Annotated in this window: 17 protein-coding genes and 2 pseudogenes; 8 read left to right on the plus strand and 11 right to left on the minus strand. The window is 69.9% G+C overall.

What is annotated here, in order from left to right:
• Positions 1-221: 221 nt before the first annotated feature.
• On the plus strand, positions 222-611 hold the full coding sequence (locus ACIBJH_RS16705) for a ribonuclease (RefSeq protein WP_019071217.1): 390 nt from the start codon (positions 222-224) through the stop codon (positions 609-611).
• A 143-nt stretch (positions 612-754) separates the two neighbouring features.
• Here ACIBJH_RS16705 and ACIBJH_RS16710 read toward each other — a convergent pair.
• Positions 755-1,399 (minus strand): annotated as a pseudogene (locus ACIBJH_RS16710) (DUF6745 domain-containing protein); the annotation flags it as partial.
• Between ACIBJH_RS16710 and ACIBJH_RS16715 the strand changes: the two are divergent.
• Together ACIBJH_RS16715 and ACIBJH_RS16720 are read left to right on the plus strand one after the other, a co-directional pair.
• Positions 1,391-1,612, plus strand: a pseudogene (locus ACIBJH_RS16715) (radical SAM protein); the annotation flags it as partial. The pseudogenes ACIBJH_RS16710 and ACIBJH_RS16715 sit on opposite strands and share 9 nt — an antisense overlap.
• Before the next feature lie 388 nt (positions 1,613-2,000).
• Positions 2,001-3,002, plus strand: a complete 1,002-nt coding sequence (locus tag ACIBJH_RS16720) for a CHRD domain-containing protein (RefSeq protein WP_399117576.1) — start codon at positions 2,001-2,003, stop codon at positions 3,000-3,002.
• Between the two features lie 98 nt (positions 3,003-3,100).
• Here the strand turns inward: ACIBJH_RS16720 and ACIBJH_RS16725 are convergent, their stop codons facing one another.
• The 6 genes from ACIBJH_RS16725 to allB form a co-directional block, all read right to left on the minus strand.
• Positions 3,101-5,464 (minus strand): glycosyl hydrolase family 95 catalytic domain-containing protein, encoded by a 2,364-nt coding sequence (locus ACIBJH_RS16725; protein WP_399117577.1) that lies wholly within the window; start codon positions 5,462-5,464, stop codon positions 3,101-3,103.
• A 188-nt stretch (positions 5,465-5,652) separates the two neighbouring features.
• The gene (locus ACIBJH_RS16730; RefSeq protein WP_399117578.1) at positions 5,653-6,558 is read right to left on the minus strand and encodes a DMT family transporter; all 906 of its coding nucleotides are present in this window, start codon (positions 6,556-6,558) and stop codon (positions 5,653-5,655) included.
• 91 nt (positions 6,559-6,649) lie between these two features.
• Entirely contained in the window at positions 6,650-7,276 is a 627-nt protein-coding gene (locus tag ACIBJH_RS16735) for a dihydrofolate reductase family protein (RefSeq protein WP_399117579.1), read from the minus strand.
• A gap of 86 nt (positions 7,277-7,362) precedes the next feature.
• A complete protein-coding gene (locus ACIBJH_RS16740; protein ID WP_399117580.1) occupies positions 7,363-8,178 on the minus strand; it encodes an AIM24 family protein in 816 nt (271 codons plus the stop codon).
• Positions 8,179-8,289: 111 nt separating this feature from the next.
• Entirely contained in the window at positions 8,290-9,420 is a 1,131-nt protein-coding gene (alc, locus tag ACIBJH_RS16745; RefSeq protein ID WP_399117581.1) for an allantoicase, read from the minus strand.
• Positions 9,421-9,470: 50 nt separating this feature from the next.
• A complete protein-coding gene (gene allB, locus ACIBJH_RS16750) occupies positions 9,471-10,808 on the minus strand; it encodes an allantoinase AllB (RefSeq protein WP_399117582.1) in 1,338 nt (445 codons plus the stop codon).
• Positions 10,809-11,088: 280 nt separating this feature from the next.
• Here allB and ACIBJH_RS16755 point away from each other — a divergent pair, with 280 nt between their 5' ends.
• Both ACIBJH_RS16755 and ACIBJH_RS16760 read left to right on the plus strand, forming a co-directional pair.
• Positions 11,089-11,883: an IclR family transcriptional regulator gene (locus ACIBJH_RS16755; protein ID WP_399117583.1), complete on the plus strand. Its 795-nt coding sequence runs from the start codon at positions 11,089-11,091 to the stop codon at positions 11,881-11,883.
• Entirely contained in the window at positions 11,880-12,575 is a 696-nt protein-coding gene (locus ACIBJH_RS16760) for a DUF6304 family protein (protein ID WP_399117585.1), read from the plus strand. Before ACIBJH_RS16755 ends, ACIBJH_RS16760 begins: the two co-directional genes overlap by 4 nt.
• Here the strand turns inward: ACIBJH_RS16760 and ACIBJH_RS16765 are convergent.
• Complete coding sequence (locus ACIBJH_RS16765; RefSeq protein WP_235029506.1) at positions 12,572-12,865, minus strand: DUF5955 family protein; 294 nt, start codon at positions 12,863-12,865, stop codon at positions 12,572-12,574. The two genes, ACIBJH_RS16760 and ACIBJH_RS16765, sit on opposite strands and share 4 nt — an antisense overlap.
• Before the next feature lie 215 nt (positions 12,866-13,080).
• Here ACIBJH_RS16765 and ACIBJH_RS16770 point away from each other — a divergent pair, with 215 nt between their 5' ends.
• Together ACIBJH_RS16770 and aceB are read left to right on the plus strand one after the other, a co-directional pair.
• Positions 13,081-13,680, plus strand: a complete 600-nt coding sequence (locus ACIBJH_RS16770) for an NTP transferase domain-containing protein (protein ID WP_399117586.1) — start codon at positions 13,081-13,083, stop codon at positions 13,678-13,680.
• A 187-nt stretch (positions 13,681-13,867) separates the two neighbouring features.
• Positions 13,868-15,490, plus strand: a complete 1,623-nt coding sequence (gene aceB / locus ACIBJH_RS16775) for a malate synthase A (RefSeq protein ID WP_399117587.1) — start codon at positions 13,868-13,870, stop codon at positions 15,488-15,490.
• Between the two features lie 24 nt (positions 15,491-15,514).
• On the opposite strand, the gene ACIBJH_RS16780 is transcribed toward aceB, so the two are convergent.
• From ACIBJH_RS16780 to ACIBJH_RS16790, 3 genes are all read right to left on the minus strand, one after another.
• Positions 15,515-15,784: a SelT/SelW/SelH family protein gene (locus ACIBJH_RS16780; protein WP_399117588.1), complete on the minus strand. Its 270-nt coding sequence runs from the start codon at positions 15,782-15,784 to the stop codon at positions 15,515-15,517.
• A 17-nt stretch (positions 15,785-15,801) separates the two neighbouring features.
• On the minus strand, positions 15,802-16,716 hold the full coding sequence (locus ACIBJH_RS16785; RefSeq protein WP_399117589.1) for a HipA family kinase: 915 nt from the start codon (positions 16,714-16,716) through the stop codon (positions 15,802-15,804).
• A gap of 276 nt (positions 16,717-16,992) precedes the next feature.
• On the minus strand, positions 16,993-17,358 hold the full coding sequence (locus ACIBJH_RS16790) for a VOC family protein (protein WP_399117590.1): 366 nt from the start codon (positions 17,356-17,358) through the stop codon (positions 16,993-16,995).
• Between the two features lie 96 nt (positions 17,359-17,454).
• Between ACIBJH_RS16790 and ACIBJH_RS16795 the strand changes: the two genes are divergently transcribed.
• On the plus strand, positions 17,455-18,420 hold the full coding sequence (locus ACIBJH_RS16795) for a helix-turn-helix transcriptional regulator (protein ID WP_399117591.1): 966 nt from the start codon (positions 17,455-17,457) through the stop codon (positions 18,418-18,420).
• The last annotated feature ends 109 nt before the right edge of the window (positions 18,421-18,529 follow it).

The raw sequence follows: 18,529 nt of genomic DNA on the forward strand, positions 1-18,529 counted from the left end.
TCACCCCACCCCGACGGGGATCGTCGACCAAAGTCGCGGCATCACAGACTTTCGGCGGACACACCTCGCCCCGCGGCCCACGGAGGTGTTCGCTGCCCGTGCGAAGACCGCGTGGAGACGGCGCGCGTCAGGTTAACTTCCCGAAAACTCATCGGACTTGACGGGAAAATCTCCGCTGTTGTCATTGACATGCCACTATCTACGCGCGTCATCATGAAGCCATGAGATTCCCCCCACGGATCACCGGCATCGGCGCAGCAGCCGCCGTCCTGTCCACTCTCCTCATCGGCGGCACCGTCGCCACCGCGACCCCGGCGGCCGCCGCGGTCGGCAGCATCTGCTACAGCGACCTGCCCTCGCAGGCGTACGACACGCTCGACCTGATCGCGACGAACGGCCCCTTCCCGTACTCGCAGGACGGCGTCGTCTTCCGCAACCAGGAAGGCGTCCTCCCCAGCCAGGCGTCCGGCTACTACCACGAGTACACGGTCAAGACTCCCGGCTCGTCCACGCGCGGAGCGCGCCGGATCGTCACCGGGAAGAAGACGCAGGAGGACTACTACACCTCGGACCACTACGTCACCTTCGACCTGATCAACTTCGGCTGCTGAGCCGGTCGGTCAGGTCCGTTCCGTAGTCACCCGGGCGTCCGGCTCCCACCGGCTGCACCATCGCTCACCCCTCGCCCCGCGGCTCCCCCCACGATCATGGGCCGCGGGGCGAGGCACGTCCTGGCGCCGGTCGTACGGGACTGTCAGGTCTCCCGCTCGGGTGCGTACGCCTCCGCGTCCAGGCCGAAGGTCCAGGCGACTCCCGCTCTGGCCGTGCGCGTCGACGGGGGTACCCGTAGCCAGTACGTGCGGTGGGTGCCGTCGGGTTCCGGTGTGGAGTTGAGGACCTCCACCATGACCACGGGCTCGTCGTCGGCCAGGTCGATCCGCCACAGCGTGCCGGTCTCGTCCCGGTGCAGGGGGCGGGCGCCCGAATCGGCGAGGTACCGGTCGTAGCCGTAGTACTCCAGCATCACGCGGCGCAGCTCGGCGTTCTCCTCGGCCCGGACGCGTTCGGGGGTCAGCGTGGGCAGTTCGGCCAGGAAGGCGGCCGGGACCGGCATGCCGCGCCAGGCGTGCAGGGCGAAGCCGTCCGGGTACGCGAGTGCCGGGCCGTCCCCGTGGTCGAGTCGTCCGGCCTCGTCGCGGTGGAGGGCCGAGGGGCGTTCCGTCAGCACCGCGCCCCGGACGAACGGCCACCACCAGCCGGCGCCGCGGCACACCGCGGACAGCGCGTCGATCGGGCCGTCGTTGGCGGGGAACGCCGCGAGCCACGGGGCGTCGTGCTGCCCGAGGACGGCGTCCAGGAGGAGCAGCCGGATCTCCGCGGCCTCCTTGCCGGCGAGTCCGTGATCTCGGTCGACGGCACCGGCACGGTCCGCCGCTGCCACTTCGTCCGCGACGAGCTGGGAAATCTGTACGACGGCTCGTACCGGGCGGCGCTGCGCCCGCGCGCGTGTCCACTGGCCGTCTGCGACTGCCACATCGGCTATGTCCACCTGGAATCCCTGCCGTTGTACGACGTCTTCGCGGGCGGTGTCCTGGAGCGGGTGCCGTCCGCCTTCCGGGGCAGGGCACCGCACGTGTCCTGCCGCTCACGGCGCGGTCGATGTCCGGCGGCGACCAACAGGGCCGCTGAGTCGGCGGGTTCGCGGACTGCGGGGGTTCGGCGGGCGCGGGCCGCACCCGGTCTCCGTATCCACCGCCCGCGCGGCAAGGGCGAGTTGGGGCCGGGGGCCTTCGCGGCCGTCACCGGCGTCCACCCAGCTGTCTCTCCGCGGGCGGTCGATGTGCGTCGTAATGTCAAGATCGTGTCCTCAGTGATGCCATCCCTTCTCAGGCGTGTCTCAGGAGTGTCATCGGGTGAGGGATCGCCCCAGGGGCCCCGTGATGGAGGGAGAACGACCGCGGGGCAACCGCGGATCGGCAATCACGGGGAGAACGAGACACATGATGTTCAAGCGATTCGGGACCATCGCCGCGACCGCGATCACCGGCACCCTGCTCCTGACCGCCTGCAACGGCGTGGACGGTGCGGCCGACGCCACCGTGTCCCATCCGGCGGCGACGGGGGCGACGCAGGCGGCGGGTGCCATCGGCCGCTACTCCGAGAACGCGCCCGGAGCGCAGTACTTCACCACGATCCTCACCGGTGACAACGAGGTGCCCGTCAAGGGCAAGCCGGCGGTGGGCGACAAGGACGGCAGCGCGGTGGCCCTCATGCGGATCCAGGGCGACGAGGTGTCGTTCGCGTTCGCGTGGACGGGTATCGGCACCCCGACCATGGCCCATCTCCACCAGGGTGCGCGGGGCACCAACGGTGACGTGAAGATCCCGTTCTTCATGGAGAAGCTCAAGGGCGGCACGCCGTTCGTGTTCGGCACCGTGAAGGTCAAGGACGCCGACCTGCTGCGGAGCATCAAGGCGCATCCCGACCAGTTCTACTTCAACCTGCACACCGCCGAGTTCCCCGGCGGCGCGGTCCGCGGACAGGCCGTCGCACTGCCGGGCGCGGTCTCGCTGCCCGACGCCATCCGGCACTCGGCGCTGGCCGGCGTCGTCAAGGGGGCGCAGATCTACGCCTGCACCAAGCAGGACGACGGCTCCTACGCCTTCACCCAGGACAACGTCGACGCCACCCTCCAGGGCGGCATCCAGCACAGCTTCGCCAAGCACGGCCCCGCCGGCCCGCCGCAGTGGATCGCCCCGGACGGCTCCTCGGTGACCGGGACCGTCGTCAACAAGTTCGACAACGGCAAGGGCAACATCCCCCAACTCCTGCTCCGCGCCCAGCAGACCGGCAAGAGCAAGGGACTTCTGTCCAAGACCACCTCGGTACTGCGGCTCGACACCGTCGGCGGCGTCGCCCCGTCCGGCACCTGCAACCCGACCGAGCAGCCCACCGCCCGTGTCCCCTACACGGCCGACTATCTGTTCCTCGCCACGAAGTAGCACCTACCTGGCCGGCCGGCCCGGACACCACCAGGCGATGCGAGTCCCGCGCGGACTCGCATCGCCGCGTGTTCCGACGACAGATGCTTCGCGCCTCGCTAAAGGTCGATCTTCACGGATGCCCCGGGCTTGAGGGAGATCTTCTTACGGACCTTCCCGGCGCGGAGTTCCGTCTCCGTCCCCCCGACGCTTCGGACCGTGACCGTGGTCGCCCTGCCGTCGCGCCAGGAGAAGTCGACCGTGAATCCGCCACGGGCGCCGATCCCGGCGACGGAGCCCTTGGCCGCCCAGGCCTTGGGCAGTGCCGGGAGCAGTTCGAGGACTCCCGGCCTTGAGTACAGGAGCATCTCCAGCGCTGCGGCGGGGCCGCCGAGGTTGGCGTCGATCTGGAAGATCGTGTAGCTGCCCTGGCTGTACATGTCGAACCAGTTCGCCGAGGTGCCGTTGCCGTTGTTCATCGAAGGGCGCAGCACGGTGAGATAGAGCTGGTAGGCCTTCTCGGCGTCCTTGAGCCGCGACCAGCACAGTGATCGCCAGGCACAGGCCCAGCCGAAGCTGTCCATTCCCCTGGCGGTGAGGAGTGCGCGTACGCCGTCCACGAGTTCGCGCGGGCTGGTGTCCACGGAGATCCGGTCGCCGGGGAAGAATCCGATGAGCGGTGAGAGATGGCGGTGTGTCGTCTCGCCGAGGTTGTCGGGGCTCATCCACTCCTCCAGCCAGCCGGTCTTCGGGCTGACGCGCGGGAGATGGAGCCGGGCGCGCATCGATTCCAGCTCGGCGGCGAGGTCGGTGTCGCGGCGCAGCGTGCGGGCCGCGACGGCGAACTCCCGGAAGAGTTCCCACGCGAGCTCCTGCCCGTAGGTGTTTCCCCTGCCGTCCGGGCCGTGCTCCGGCGACCAGGAGGTGTCGTCCACCAGGACCTCGCGGGACGAACCGTCCGCGTCGGTCACCTCGGTGGTGATCAGCCGTGCCTTCCAGAACTCGGCGGCCCCCTTGAGCACCGGGTAGATCGTCTCCAGGTACGCGCGGTCCTGGGAGTACTCGTAGTGGCGCCAAAGTGTCGCGCAGAGCCAGGCGTTGCCCGAGGGGTGCCAGGCCCAGCCGCTGCCGCCGTAGATGTTGGTGGAGAAGGCGATGGCCCAACCGGCCACGTTTCCCGAGCTGTTGCGGAAACGGTTGTCGGGGCTGTTGAAGAGCCGTCTCGTCACATCGGTCCAGACCGGCAGTTGGGACCGGCAGTAGCGTGCGAGCGCCTCCGCGTTGTCGCCCAGTCCGGCGGGGTCGGCCAGCCAGTAGTTCATCTGCACGTTGATGTCGGTGTGGTAATCGGCGTACCAGTCAGGGGTGTTGTTGTGGATCCACAGCCCCTGGAGGTTCATGGGCAGCCAGTCCCTGGACCCGGTGATGGTCAGGTAGCGGCCGTACTGGACGTAGGCAGCCTCCAACTCCGGGTCCGGGGTGGACGCGTCGGTGTGTCTGACGGCGATGCGCGACCACGAGTCCAGCGACCGCTGCACCGTCGAGGATCTGCCGAGGTCGATCGAGAAGCGGTCGTAGAGCCGCCGGTAGTCGGCCACGTGGGTGGCGAGCAGAGCGGCGCCGGAGACCTTCGCCGCGGCAGTGCTCTTGGCGCGGGCCACCGTGAGCGGGACCAGGGACGGGTCGCGGAAGTCCTTGTCGGCGTCGGGTGCGTAGTCGGTACCCGCGCAGACCGCGATCAGCAGTTCGCGGCAGCCGGAGAAGGACAGCTTGCCGTCCTCGGCCCTGATGGTTCCGGTGCTGCTCACGGCGGTCACGGAGGCCGCGTACCGCAGGCCGTTCTTCAGGGTCGCGGCGAACGAGAGCTGTTTCCCGTCCGCCGACGTGGTCTCGCCGTGCGCGCCCTCCAGCGAGATCGCACCGGTGTGGGTGCCGTCCCCGGTGAGCCGGACCACGATCACGTCGTCGGGATGGCTGGCGTAGATCTCGCGGCGGAAACGGGTGCCGTGGTGCTGATGGGTCGCGGACACGACACCGTTGCTCAGGTCGAGACTGCGCCGGTAGCCGCTGATCTCCTGCGCGGTGTGGCCCGGCAACGTGACGCGGAGTTTGGCCAGCAGTCCGAAACTGCCGAAGTCATCGGCTCCGTAGGGAAGTTGACCGTCGCTGGTGAGGGTGTCGTTGCGCCCGCCCGTCCAGAACGAACCGTCCGTGAGGTACACGAAGTCGTCCGCGGGGTCACAGCCGACCAGGGCACCCATCCTGCCGTTGCCCACGGGAAGCGCCTCTTGGATGATGTGCGACTCGTCGGCCGGCTGCCGGTACCAGAGGGTGGTGGCCTCGGCCTCCGGAACGATGTCCGCGTGAGCGGGGCGCTCGGGGGCGGCATGCGCCACGAACGGGGGCAGGCCACCGAAGGCGGCGAGACCACCACCGGCGACACCGGTCAGACGAAGGAAGTCACGACGGGAGGAAGAAGGCACGGCGGATCTCCTCGGACGGGACGGTCGGGATTAATTCGTAAATTAATGAGACCCCGAGGAACAAGCAATGGTCGTGCAGCCAAAAGATCCGACCTCTGAGGCATCTCGCTCTCACCAAAGAGACGATTCACGAACGTACTGGGGCTATTTATCGGATGAATGACCGAGGCCAGTGAGTCCTTCGTGCGTCACCGTGCGGCGCCGCGCCCCCACGCCGTCCCGACCAGGACGAGCACGCCGCCCGCCAGTCCGAACGCGCCGAGCCGTTCCCCGCCGAGCGCGATGCCGACCGCGGCGGCCCACAGCGGCTCGGTGCCGAGCAGCAGGCTGACCCGGGAGGGGGAGGTCCGGCGTACGGCCCACATCTGGACGAAGAAGGCGAACAGGGTGCAGAACACGGACAGGAACAGCAGCCCGGCCCACTCGCGCGGCCCGAAGTCCGCCGCCGTCGCCCACGGTGTCGTGTCGGCGCCGGCCGACAGCAGCGCGAACACCCCTACGGCCGCGCCGAGTTGGACGGTGGTCAGGGGCAGCGCGTCGGCGCCCCGCACGGACTTCACGCGGGACATGGCCAGCACGTGCAGGGTGCGGGCGAGGGCCGCGAGCAGCATGAGGAGGTCACCGAGGGAGGGGCGGCTGAAGCCGGCGCCCTGGGTCAGGAGCAGCACGCCGAGCACGGAGAGCGCGGCGGCCCCGAGGAAGGCACGGGAGGGCCGGGTGCGGGTCACCGCGGACTCGGCGAGCGGGGTGAAGATCATGGTGAGGCTGATGATGAGGCCCGCGTTGGTCGCCGAGGTGTGGACGACGCCGTAGGTCTCCAGGAGGAAGATCCCGGCGAGGATCAGCCCGAGCAGGGCCGCGCCGCGCCACTGGGCGGCCGTCAGGGCGCGCAGCGAGCGGTGGCCGACGACCGCCAGGACGGGCAGGACGAGGGCGAAGCGCAGGACCAGGACGGCGAGGACCGTACGGGCGGTGGTGATGTCCTTGGCGGCGAGATAGCTGGCGCCCCAGACCACGGCGACCAGCAGGACGGGCAGGTCGGTGGACCAGGTGCGGCGGGGCGCGACGGCGCGCGGTACGGCGATCGAGGACATGGGGGCGGCTCTCCCGGTCTCCGGCGAAGGGGTGGAGACATCGGCGGCTGCCACACGGAACGATCACCGTACCCGCGCGGGCCCCGGCTGACTAGGCGTTTTCCGGGTCGGCGTACGAGCCGTACGTGGGGCGGCCCGCCAGGTCGTACGACTGGATGGAGACCCCGGTGCTGGTGACGGTGCCGCCCGTGCGCCTGAAGGCCTTCGGCGTGGTGCCCTCGGGGAACAGGCGCAGGCCGGTGCCGAGCACGACCGGGAAGGTCACCAGGTGGACGGTGTCGAGGAGGTCGAGCTCCAGGAGGGACCGGACGAGGGCGCCGCTGCCGTGCACCTGGAGTTCGCCCTCGGTGCGCTCCTTGAGGTCGGTGACCTCCTTGGCGAGGTCGCCGCCGAGGACGGTGGTGCCGGCCCAGGAGGGGTCGGTGAGGGTGGCCGAGGCGACGTACTTCGGCAGGGCGTTCAGCTTGGACGCGATCGGGTCGGCGGGGTCGGTCATGTTCGGCCAGTACGAGGCGAAGATGTCGTACGTACGGCGGCCGAGCAGATAGGCGCCGGAGCGGTCGAAGACGTCGACCACGAACCGGCCGAAGTCGTCGTCGCCGTACACGAAGCTCCAGCCGCCGTGCTCGAAGCCGCCCCGGGTGTCCTCTTCGGGGCCGCCGGGGGCCTGGTAGACGCCGTCGAGAGTGACGAAGATGGTGGAGACGAGCTTGCCCATGTCGGGTGCCTGCTTCCTGGTGCGGGGGTTGGTGTCATCAGCTCAGACCCGGCCCGCCCCCGCAACTCATCGGTCGCTACGGCTGCTCACCCGGCGTGGGTCGAGAACATGCCGCCGGTCGGGCCCTGCTTGTCGCCGCCCTGGGCCTTCTTCAGGGCGTTGGCGAGGCTCTCGATGGTGAGGGACTGGAGGATGACGCGGCCGTTGCCCTCCAGGGTGGCCAGGGAGAGGCCCTCGCCGCCGAACACCGCGTTCATCAGGCCCTGGCGGTTGAGGCCGCCGATGCGCTGGACGCCGTACTGGATGCCCTCCTCGAAGGCGACGAGGCAGCCGGTGTCGACCTCGATGCGGCCGCCGAAGTCGGCCGGGTTCAGGTCGATGAAGTTGCCCGCGCCGGCGATGATCACCGTGCCGTGCCCGGTGAACTTCTCCAGGACGAAACCCTCACCGCCGCTCATGCCGGTGCGGCCGCCCTGGAAGGCGATGCCGAACTGCACGCTGGACTCGGCCGCCACGAAGGCGTCCTTCTCCGCGAACCACGCGCGCGTGCCGTCCAGTTCCAGGGCGCGCATTTCTCCGGGGAGCACGCCGGCGAAGCCGACGGTCCCCTCACCGCCCTGGGAGGTGAAGTACTGGAACGCCAGCGACTCGCCCGCGAGCGCGCGCTGGCCGACCTGCATGGCCGTCCCCATGGCCTGCCGGAGGATGCCGCCCATACCTCCGGAACCGGCGCCGCCCTGCTGCTGTCCGGCGCCGGGCGGGCCGCTCAGCCGGGTCTCCATGGTCACGTTCGTCGTCTTGAAGAGGAACTTCCCGGCCTCGCAGTACACGGTCTGGCCGGGGTTCAGGTTGACGACCGCCATCTGCATGGCGTTGCCGACGATTTCTTGCTGAAGGGTCACGAGGGGAGAACGCGGCGGGGGGTCGACTCGGTTCCGGGTGCGGGTGGATTGTGGCTCGGGTCCCTCGGGGGCTGCGCCCCCAGACCCCCGCTTCGGCCCTGGAGGCTCGCGTCAGCCGCCCAGCTCCTGATGCCGCGCCGCCAGCGCCGCCGCCCCCTCCTCCGTCAGCGAACCGAACAACCGCAGCCGCGAGATCCCGCCGTCGGGATAGATGTCCACGCGCGCGTGCGTCCCGGTCGCCGGAGTGGGGAGGACGAAGCGGTGGTTCGTGTCGGGCTGGAGGCGGGTGCGCGGGAGGATCTCGTGCCAGTCGCCGGACTCGCCGTCCCGTACCGACACCGACGCCCAGCCCGCGCTGTTGCCCTTCAGGTACGCCGTGTCGATCTCGACGGCGCGGATCCGGGACTGGGCGGCCAGGGCGTAGCGGATCCAGTCGTTGCCCTGGTCGCGGCGGCGGCGCGTCTCCCAGCCGTCGTCCATCTTGCGGGAGCGGCCGGGCTGGATGGTGTTGGTGGCGGGTGAGTAGAAGAGGTTGGAGGCGTCCTCGGCCCGGCCGCCGTTCTCCAGGGCGACCACGTCGAAAGTGCCCAGCGCCGCCAGCCAGTCGGGGTCCGGGGCGACCTCGCCGTAGACCCGTAGGCGCGCGATGCCGCCGTCGGGGTGCTGGTTGACGCGGAGGTGGGTGAAGCGCTGTTCGACCGAGATGGAGAAACCGTTCGCCGCGTGGCCGCCGACCGGTGTGCGCGGGACCAGGGTCGTCCACTTCACGTCGTCGGAGAGCAGGTCCTCGGGGGACGGGGAGCCCGGCACCGAGACGGCCTCGACCGACACCGCCTGCGGGTAGTTGCCCCGGAAGTGGGCCGTGTCGACGACGATCCCCCGGATCACGCCGGGCGCGCCGAGCCGGACCAGTGCCCAGTCGTGGTCCTCCGCCGTCGGCCAGGGGTGGTCCGCCGAAGCGCCGCGGCGGCGGCGGGTCTCCCAGCCGTCCATGATCTTGCCCTTGTGGCCGAAGTGCTCGGGGTCGAACTCGGCGGGCCCGGGCACGAGGAGGTTCTCGCGCTGGGCGAAGAACTCGTCGTTGGCGGCGATGACTCCGGCGCCGAGTTGCCGGTCGGCGAGGTTGGCGTACTGGGTGAAGGGGAAGTCGGCCGTGCGGTAGTCCGCGTACGGGTCACCGCCTCCGTAGGGGTTCGCGTCGCCGGTGAAGCGAGCCAAAGGAAATGGATGCTGCGCCGTCACTGATTTTGCCTTTCGGGAGTCGGCCGCTGCGGGTGCGGGGAATCGGTCGATCAGGGGGTACGGGTCAGGAGTTGGCCTTTCGGGTCGGTGAACTCGCCGTCCAGCACGATGCGTTCGCCGCGCAGCCAGGCCGACTTCACGACGCCGCTGAGGGTCTTTCCGGCGTACGCCGTGACGCGGTTGCGGTGGTGGAGGGCGGCCGGGTCCACGGTGAACGTCTCGTCGGGCGCGAGGACCGCGAAGTCGGCGTCGCGACCCGCCTCGATGGCGCCCTTCTGCTCAAGTCCCGCCAGTTGTGCGGTCCTTGACGACATCCAGCGGACCACGTCCGCAAGGCCGTAGCCACGCTTGCGCGCCTCCGTCCACACCGCCGCGAGGCTCAGCTGGAGGCCGGAGATGCCGCCCCACGCGGTGGCGAAGTCGGCGGTCTTCAGGTCGGCGGTCGATGGTGAGTGGTCCGTGACCACGCAGTCGATGGTGCCGTCGGCCAGCGCCTGCCACAGGAGGTCCTGGTTGGCGGACTCGCGGATGGGCGGGCAGCACTTGAACTCGCTTGCGCCGTCCGGGACTTCCTCGGCCGTGAGGGTGAGGTAGTGCGGGCACGTCTCCACCGTGATGCGCACGCCCTCGGCCTTGGCGGCGGCGATCAGCGGCAGCGCGTCGGAGGAGGAGAGGTGCAGGACGTGCACGCGCGCGTCGAGGCGCTTGGCGGCGGCGATCAGTCCCGCGATGGCCGTGTCCTCGGCGTCGCGGGGGCGGCTGGCAAGGAAGTCGGCGTACTTGGGGCCGCCCTGCTGGGGGGCCGCCTCCAGATGGTGGGGATCCTCCGCGTGCACGATGAGCAGGCCGCCGAAACCCGCGATCTCCGCGAGGGACAGGGCGAGTTGGTCCTGGTCGAGGTGCGGGAACTCGTCCACGCCGGACGGGGACAGGAACGCCTTGAAGCCGAAGACGCCGGCGTCGTGCAGCGGGCGCAGGTCCTTGACGTTGTCGGGCAGGGCGCCGCCCCAGAAGCCGACGTCGATGTGAGCCTTCTCGGCGGCGACTCGCTGCTTCGTGCGGAGGTTGTCGACCGTCGTCGTCGGCGGGAGGGAGTTGAGCGGCATGTCGATCAGGGTGGTGATGCCGCCGGCCGCCGCCGCGCGCGTGGCGGTCCAGAAGCCCTCCCAGTGGGTGCGGCCGGGGTCGTTCACATGCACATGGGTGTCGACCAGGCCGGGCAGCAGGACGTCGTCGCCGAAGTCCTCGAACCGTGCGCCGGACGGGACTTGGGCCTCGTAGGGGAGAACGGCCGTGATCTTTCCGCCGGTCACGGCGACCGCCGCGGCGCGTGTTCCCTCGGGAGTGATGACACGCGTGGAGCGCACCACCAGTTCAGCGTCGGACACCCGGACCCCTCTCTGCCACCGTCGTCGCTCCGTTACTTCCGGGAAACGGGATTTACGTCCACGTAACGGAATTCAACGTTCTGTTGAAGGAGTCTTCACTCCCGCTCCCGTACCGTCAAGGGCACACCTCTCCGCGATGTGCCGCACGCGCACACTCTGGATGTTTCCGCAAAGCGGAAGTAGACTTCCGGCAAGCAGAACGTAGCTACGCACCGGCGGGGAGTCAACCGGCCCCCGGGTAGGCTTCAGCCCTTCCCGCCCGTGCCGAAAGGAACGCGCCGTGCCGCCGTCCATCGCCAGCAGCACCGACTCCACCAAGTCCGCCACGGGTGGTGTCCAGTCCCTTGAGCGCGCCTTCGACCTGCTGGAGCGGATGGCCGACGCGGGCGGTGAGGTCGGCCTGAGCGAGCTGTCCGCGAGCAGCGGACTGCCGCTGCCCACCATCCACCGGCTGATGCGCACGCTGGTGGTCTGCGGTTACGTCCGCCAGCAGGCCAACCGCCGGTACGCCCTCGGCCCGCGGCTGATCCGCCTCGGCGAGTCCGCGTCCCGGCTCCTCGGCACCTGGGCCCGCCCCTACCTCGCCCGGCTCGTCGAGGAGACCGGCGAGACGGCGAACATGGCCCTGCTCGACGGCGACGAGATCGTGTACGTGGCGCAGGTGCCGTCCAAGCACTCCATGCGCATGTTCACCGAGGTCGGCCGACGCGTCCTGCCGCACTCCACGGGCGTCGGCAAGGCGCTGCTCGCCAACACCCCGGACCACGAGGTGCGCGCGCTGCTCGCCCGCACCGGCATGCCGGCCGCGACCGAGAAGACGATCACCACGCCGGAGGGTTTCCTCGCGGCCCTGGAGGACGTGCGCCGCCTCGGCTACGCGATCGACGACAACGAACAGGAGATCGGCGTCCGCTGCCTCGCCGTCTCCGTGCCCAACTCCCCTACGGCGGCGGCGATTTCGATCTCGGGCCCGGCCGGGCGGGTCACCGAGTCGGCGACCGAGAAGATCGTGCCGATCCTGCAGCAGGTGGCCGGCGAACTGTCGGAGGCGCTCGCCAGCCAGAACCCCGCGTGAGCGGCGTACAGCGCTGGCCCGGGCGGTACACCGACCGGCACGGCGGCGAGGACGTCGTCTTCGAGTCGGACGGCCGGGAGTCGATCCGTACGACGATCAGGGGCGTCCGCTTCGAGGGGGACAGCATGGACGACCTCGGCGCGCTGGGCGGCGAGCCGCCGGAGGTCCCGTTCACCTTCTTCGACGGGGCGTTGTGCTCCTGCCTCCTGGAGTGGACCGTACCGATGTCCGTCACGGCCGAGGGGCAGGGCGTACGGACGGCCGCGCTGGACTGCGCGCTGTGGCTCGGCGGGCCGGGCGGGCCGGGCGGGGGCCTGGACACGGAGCGGCTGTTCACCGTCCTGCGCCTGGACGGGCACGAGCACCTGACCACGGAGGACCACGACACCTTCGAGGACGCCCTGAACGACCTCCAGCGCCTGCTCCTCCCGGCGGGCGTACGACTCCGGGCCTGTGTCGCGTGCGCCTGGTCCGACTACAACCCGGCCGGCAACGGGCTGATGGCGGGGCTGGCCTGCTTCCGTGACGTCAAGGACCGCTACCGCCAGGTCGACGGCAAGCACGGCCCGACGGGCATCTTCACCCTCTGGGACGAGCACACCGAATTCGTCCAGGAGACCTGGCTGTGCGGCGAGTTCGAGCACCGGTCCGGGCACGCCGGCTATCGGGGAGCGTTCCCGGCGCCGAACTAGCCCTGGCCGCCCCGCGGTTGGCCGAACAGGTCCACGGCGTTGCGTACGTCCGTCAGTCCCCTCGTGAGGGCGCTCACCGAGCCGATCGCGCCGGCGATGAGGAGCAACGAGCGGCGCAGTCGCGGGATTTCGGGGATGCCGTCGATGGTCATCGCGGCCAGCGCCGCGAGTTCGTCCTCGGCGATGACACGGTCGGGGAACTCGGCCGGATGCGCGGCCAGTTCGCGGCGCAACCGGGACACCGCGGTCCGCAGTTCCGCCACCCTCGGATCCTCGTCGCTGCCGGTCACTGGCCTCTGCCCCAAGCTCCGCAACACAGCTCTCCCCCCTCGCACGCCGTCGTGCGCAAGAACTTTGTGATCCCGCCGCGCACCCCGCGACACTGGTCGGGCACCGAGGGACGCGGGCCAGTAAACGCCACCCGGTGCGGGCTGCGCCACTCCGCGGACCGAAATTGAGTCGGAGGATTCCGTGCCGTCGCCGCCCGGTCAGGTATGCAGGACGTATGACGCGAAACGAAGACCAGGTCGCCGGGCTGCTGCTCGCCGCCGGGGGCGGCCGGCGGCTCGGCGGGCGGCCCAAGGCGCTGCTGGAACACCGGGGGCGGCCCCTTGTGGAGCACGCGGTCGGGGTGCTGCGCGCGGCCGGGCTCAGCCGCGTCCACGTGGTCCTGGGGGCGCGCGCCGACGCCGTACGGGAGCGGGCGGAGCTGACCGGGTGTGTGGTCGTGGAGAACCCGGAGTGGGAGCGGGGCATGGGGTCCTCGCTGCGGGCCGGACTCGACTCGCTGGCCGGTACGGGGGCGCGGGCGGTGCTCGTGTCGCTCGTGGACCAGCCCGGGATCGGCGCGGAGGCGGTGGCGCGGGTGCTGGCGGCCCATGGCTCCGAGGACTCGCTCGTCTCGGCCGCCTACGACGGGGTGCGCGGGCATCCGGTGCTGTTCGGGGCCGCGCACTGGGCCGGGATCGCCGAGAGCGCGACCGGGGACCGGGGGGCGCGGGCGTACCTCAAGGCGCACGCGGACGAGGTCGTGCTCGTCGAGTGCGGGGATGCGGCGGAGCCGTACGACATCGACACTGAGGCGGATCTCGTCCACCTTGAGTGAACGGGGTGACACTGAGCGCCACTTTGGCTCGATACGGAGAATCTCGACGTCAACAAACCATTGAACTTCCACAATGAGGAAACTAGTATCCACTGTTCAGAAGCGCCCGGCGGCCCCTCGGGTGCTCTCCGTCCTACCCGGGTCATCTGGCACCCGGTGCCACGCTCGCTGAAGGAAGTGACAGTTCATGTCCGCACCAGCGCCGTCCTCGCCGGTCGTCGTCGACGCCGAACCGCTGCCCCGGCAGGAGGAGGTCCTCACCGCCGAGGCGCTCGCCTTCGTGGCCGAGCTGCACCGGCGGTTCACGCCCCGCCGGGCCGGACTCCTCGCCCGCCGGGCCGAGCGCCGCGCGGAGATCGCCCGTACCTCCACGCTCGACTTCCTCCCGGAGACCGCCGCGATCCGCGCGGACGACTCCTGGAAGGTGGCCCCCTCCCCCGCCGCGCTGAACGACCGGCGGGTCGAGATCACCGGCCCCACCGACCGCAAGATGACGATCAACGCCCTCAACTCGGGCGCGAGGATCTGGCTCGCGGACTTCGAGGACGCCTCGGCGCCCACGTGGGAGAACGTCGTCACGGGCCAGCTCAATCTGATCGACGCCTACACCCGCGCGATCGACTTCACCGACCCCAACTCCGGTAAGTCGTACGCCCTGAAGGCGGATGAGGAGCTGGCGACCGTCGTCATGCGGCCCCGCGGCTGGCATCTCAACGAGCGTCACCTGCTGGTCGACAGTGAGCAAGTCCCGGGCGCCTTCGTGGACTTCGGGCTGTACTTCTTCCACAACGCGCGGCGGCTGCTGGACCTGGGCAAGGGCCCGTACTTCTACCTCCCGAAGACCGAGTCCCACCTCGAAGCGCGGCTGTGGAACGACGTGTTCGTCTTCGCGCAGGACTACGTCGGCATCCCGCAGGGCACGATCCGCGCGACCGTGCTGATCGAGACGATCACGGCCGCGTACGAGATGGAGGAGATCCTCTACGAACTCCGCGACCACGCCTCGGGGTTGAACGCGGGCCGCTGGGACTACCTGTTCTCCATCGTGAAGAACTTCCGTGACGGCGGGCCCAAGTTCGTCCTCCCGGACCGCAACGCGGTCACGATGACGGCCCCGTTCATGCGGGCGTACACCGAACTCCTCGTCCGTACCTGCCACAAGCGCGGGGCGCACGCGATCGGCGGCATGGCGGCGTTCATCCCGTCCCGCCGGGACGAGGCGGTCAACAAGGTCGCCTTCGAGAAGGTCAAGGCGGACAAGGACCGTGAGGCTGGCGACGGTTTCGACGGGTCCTGGGTGGCTCACCCGGACCTGGTGCCGATCGCCCTGGCCTCCTTCGACGCGGTGCTCGGCGAGAGGCCGAACCAGAAGGACCGGCTGCGCGAGGACGTCGAGGTCAAGGCGGCCGACCTGATCGCCGTGGACTCGCTGCACGCGAAGCCGACGTACCCGGGGCTCGTCAACGCCGTTCAGGTGGGCATCCGTTACATCGAGGCGTGGCTGCGCGGGCTCGGCGCGGTCGCCATCTTCAACCTGATGGAGGACGCGGCCACCGCCGAGATCTCGCGCTCGCAGATCTGGCAGTGGATCAACGCGGACGTCGAGTTCGAGAACGGCGAGAAGGCGACTCCCGAGCTGGCGCGCAAGATCGCCGCCGAGGAGCTGGAGAACATCCGTGCCGAGATCGGCGCGGACGCCTTCGCCGCGGGCCACTGGCAGCAGGCCCACGACCTGCTCCTGGAGGTCGCGCTCGACGCCGACTACGCGGACTTCCTGACCCTGCCGGCGTACGAGCAGCTCAAGGGCTGAATCTCAACGAGCGCGGGGAAAAGCTCACTTGTCCGAGTGGCCCAGGGACTTGTCCGGGGCCACTCGGTCGCGTACGAGCTGCTTCACGGCCGTGGGTTCCGGGAAACCCTGCACACGGCGGTCCCACACGACCTCGTCGTTGACGCGGACGACGAAGACACCGCCCGTGCCGGGCTTCAGGGACAGTTCCGTCAACTCGGTCTCGAAGGTGGTCAACAGCTCCTGCGCCAGCCAGGCCGCGCGCGGCAGCCAACGGCACTGGGTGCAGTACTCGATCTCGACTCGCTGGGTCATGCCCGTCGTCTTCCCCGTCATCCCAGGTGTACCGACCAATCCTGTTCCGCCGCCGGCTTGCCGTGCAGGTCGGGGACCCGCTTGAGCCAACTCGGGCGGCCCTGCTGTGTCTTCGCCGCGCGGAGGGCCTCCTCCGCGGCGCGTTCCTCCCCGCTGGGGAAGTCGGTGGGGAGCCAGGCCGCGGATGCCTCCACGCGCGCGTGGAGGTAGACGACGTACGCCTCCCGGACGGCGTCGGGGGTCGCGAGGCCCGGTTCGCCGGCCAGCCAGGCGTCCGGCACCTCGGCCACGATCCGGCGCAGCAGCTCCTCGGTCACCCTGGGGGCCAACTCGGCGTCTGCGGCCCGGGTGTCGGGGGCGTAGTGGCCGAGGGCGTGGTGGCGGAAGTCGTAGGCCTTCGTGGGGTCGGCGCCGTCCCAGCGGTGGTGGAAGACGAGGGCGGCACCGTGGTCGATGAGCCACAGTCGCGGGGGTGCGATGCCGAGGGTCGGCCAGATCATCAGGTTGGAGCTGTGGACCGTACGGTCGACGTTGACGGTCAGCGCGTCGAGCCAGACGATCTTCCCGGCCTCCAGCGGGTCGACCGTGCAGCGCGCGGCGACCTCCGGGGTGAAGTCCCGCGCACCCGGCAGATAGTCCATGCCGAGGTTCAGGCCCGCGCTCGCACTGTGCAGGTCCCGGACCTCCTGGTGCGGTTCCTCGTCGGCGATCTCCGGATCGAAGTGCACGAGCACGAGTTCGGGGAAGCGCAGTCCGAGCGCGCGGGCCAGCTCCCCGACGATCACTTCGGCGACCAGCGCTTTGCGGCCCTGCGCGGAGCCGGTGAACTTCACGACGTAGGTGCCGAGGTCGTCGGCCTCGACGACTCCGGGGACGGAGCCGCCGGAACGCAAGGGTTCGATATAGCGGGTTGCCGCGACCTCTCTCAGCACTTTCTCAGGCCACCTTACTCTTCACCCTTGCAGTCCACAGCCGGCCTCAAGGGCGTCGAGGAGTGGAAATTGCCCGCCATCAGCTTTGGGGGGAATCTCCGGCCTCCGGCATGAAGTGAGCATAGTAACCAAGGGTGATCACCGGCGGCGAGTGCCCGAGCCGCCTACGGCCCTCGACGCTCAGGGGCGCATGCGCGTGGGGCGCTCGTCGTCCTCTCGAAGCCGGACGACGGCAGGCGCGACACCGGTCGTGCGCGCCTGCCGCGTCGCGGCCTTTCAGCCCCGCGGTGCGACGCGGATACGGTTCCCGTCAGGATCGGCCGCGAGGAAGGTCGGCCCGAACCCCGCGTCATGAGGCTCGCGCAGGATCGTGACCCCCTTGGACCTCCACCGCTCAAAGATCGCGTTGAGCTCGTCGGGTCCACCGCCGATGGCCAGGCAGACCTCACTGGTGCGCGGGACCTCCGGTGACAGATCCTCGAACTGGCCGGACCACACACCGAGGTCGGCGCCCGGCCCGAGGTCGAAGGTGATGTATCCCGACGTCTCGAACGAGGGGCTCAGGCCGAGCAGGTCGCCGTAGAAACGAGCCGCGGCGGGAGCGTCGTTCACGTAGACGATGGACACGACGGATGTGGTCATGGTTGTGCCTTCTCCCAGGTCGTAGACAGGTACGCAGCCGCCACCCTGACCGGGATATGCGCCGCATCGTGTCGCAATTCCTGAAAAAATCGGTGGGTGACCCCAGACCGCTTCTTCACCCTGATGCTGCTCCTCGCATCGAGGGACACCGTGACCACACAGGAACTCGCCTCAGCGCTCGGGGTGTCCCTTCGAACCATCACCCGGGACCTGAACTGGCTCCGCGACGCCGGTCTGCCGGTGACCGCACACCGGGGCCGCCTCGGCGGCGTGACCATGCTGCCCGGGTCCGGGCCCGACCTCACGCGGCTCACACCGGGCGAGCGCGATCATCTGTCGCTCACCGGGCTGGACGAGAAGCAACGTGCGGAGCTCGACGCATCGGCCGAGAGCCGGCGCGCGCTCTCCAAGATCGCCGCCGCACAGCCGCGTCGAGTCCATGAACTCCTGCCGCTCACCGACGTGGTGCACGTGGACAGCCGTCCCTGGCGTCAGACACCGACATCCGGCACGACTCCGGCTTCGCTGATCGGCACGGTGCGGCGAGGCCGCCGGCTACGGATCGAGTACGACAGCCCACGCGAGTCAGGCCCACGCGACCTGGTCGTGGATCCCTACGGGCTGCTCGCCAAGGCCGGCATCTGGTACCTCGTCGCCGACTGCGCCAGAGCGCCACGGATGTACCGACTCGAACGGATCACGACGTGGCAGGAAGTCGACCAGCCACGACGGATCCGCGAGAGCCAGACCCTGGCCACCGTCGCCGCAGCGCTCACCGATCAGTGGGAGCACAACCACACGACAGAGGTCAGCGCCACCATCGACCGGACCCAGTTCGAGCGAGCGCAACGGATCTTCGGCCTACGGCTCGTCCCGGACGACCAGGAGGAATCCGCCCCCGGCCGCAAGGTGACGATCCGCTTCCTTCATCTGGAGGACGTGCGAGCACTGCTGCCGTTCGGGAGCGCCATCACCGTGCACGGCCCCACCGAAGCCAGGGCTCACCTCCGCGACCTCGCCGCCGACCTCGCCCACCACTACGGGCCGTCACCAACGCCCTGACGCGCGACGCCCAGAGCCCGTGCTTGCCTCGGCAGCATGCAGAGATCGCTGCCGGGAACGGGTGTTCGGGTACATCTTCGAAAGCAGCCTGGAAGTCCCGGCGTTCCTC

The sequence above is a fragment of the Streptomyces sp. NPDC050548 genome (genome assembly GCF_044457385.1).
Taxonomy (GTDB): Bacteria; Actinomycetota; Actinomycetes; order Streptomycetales; family Streptomycetaceae; genus Streptomyces.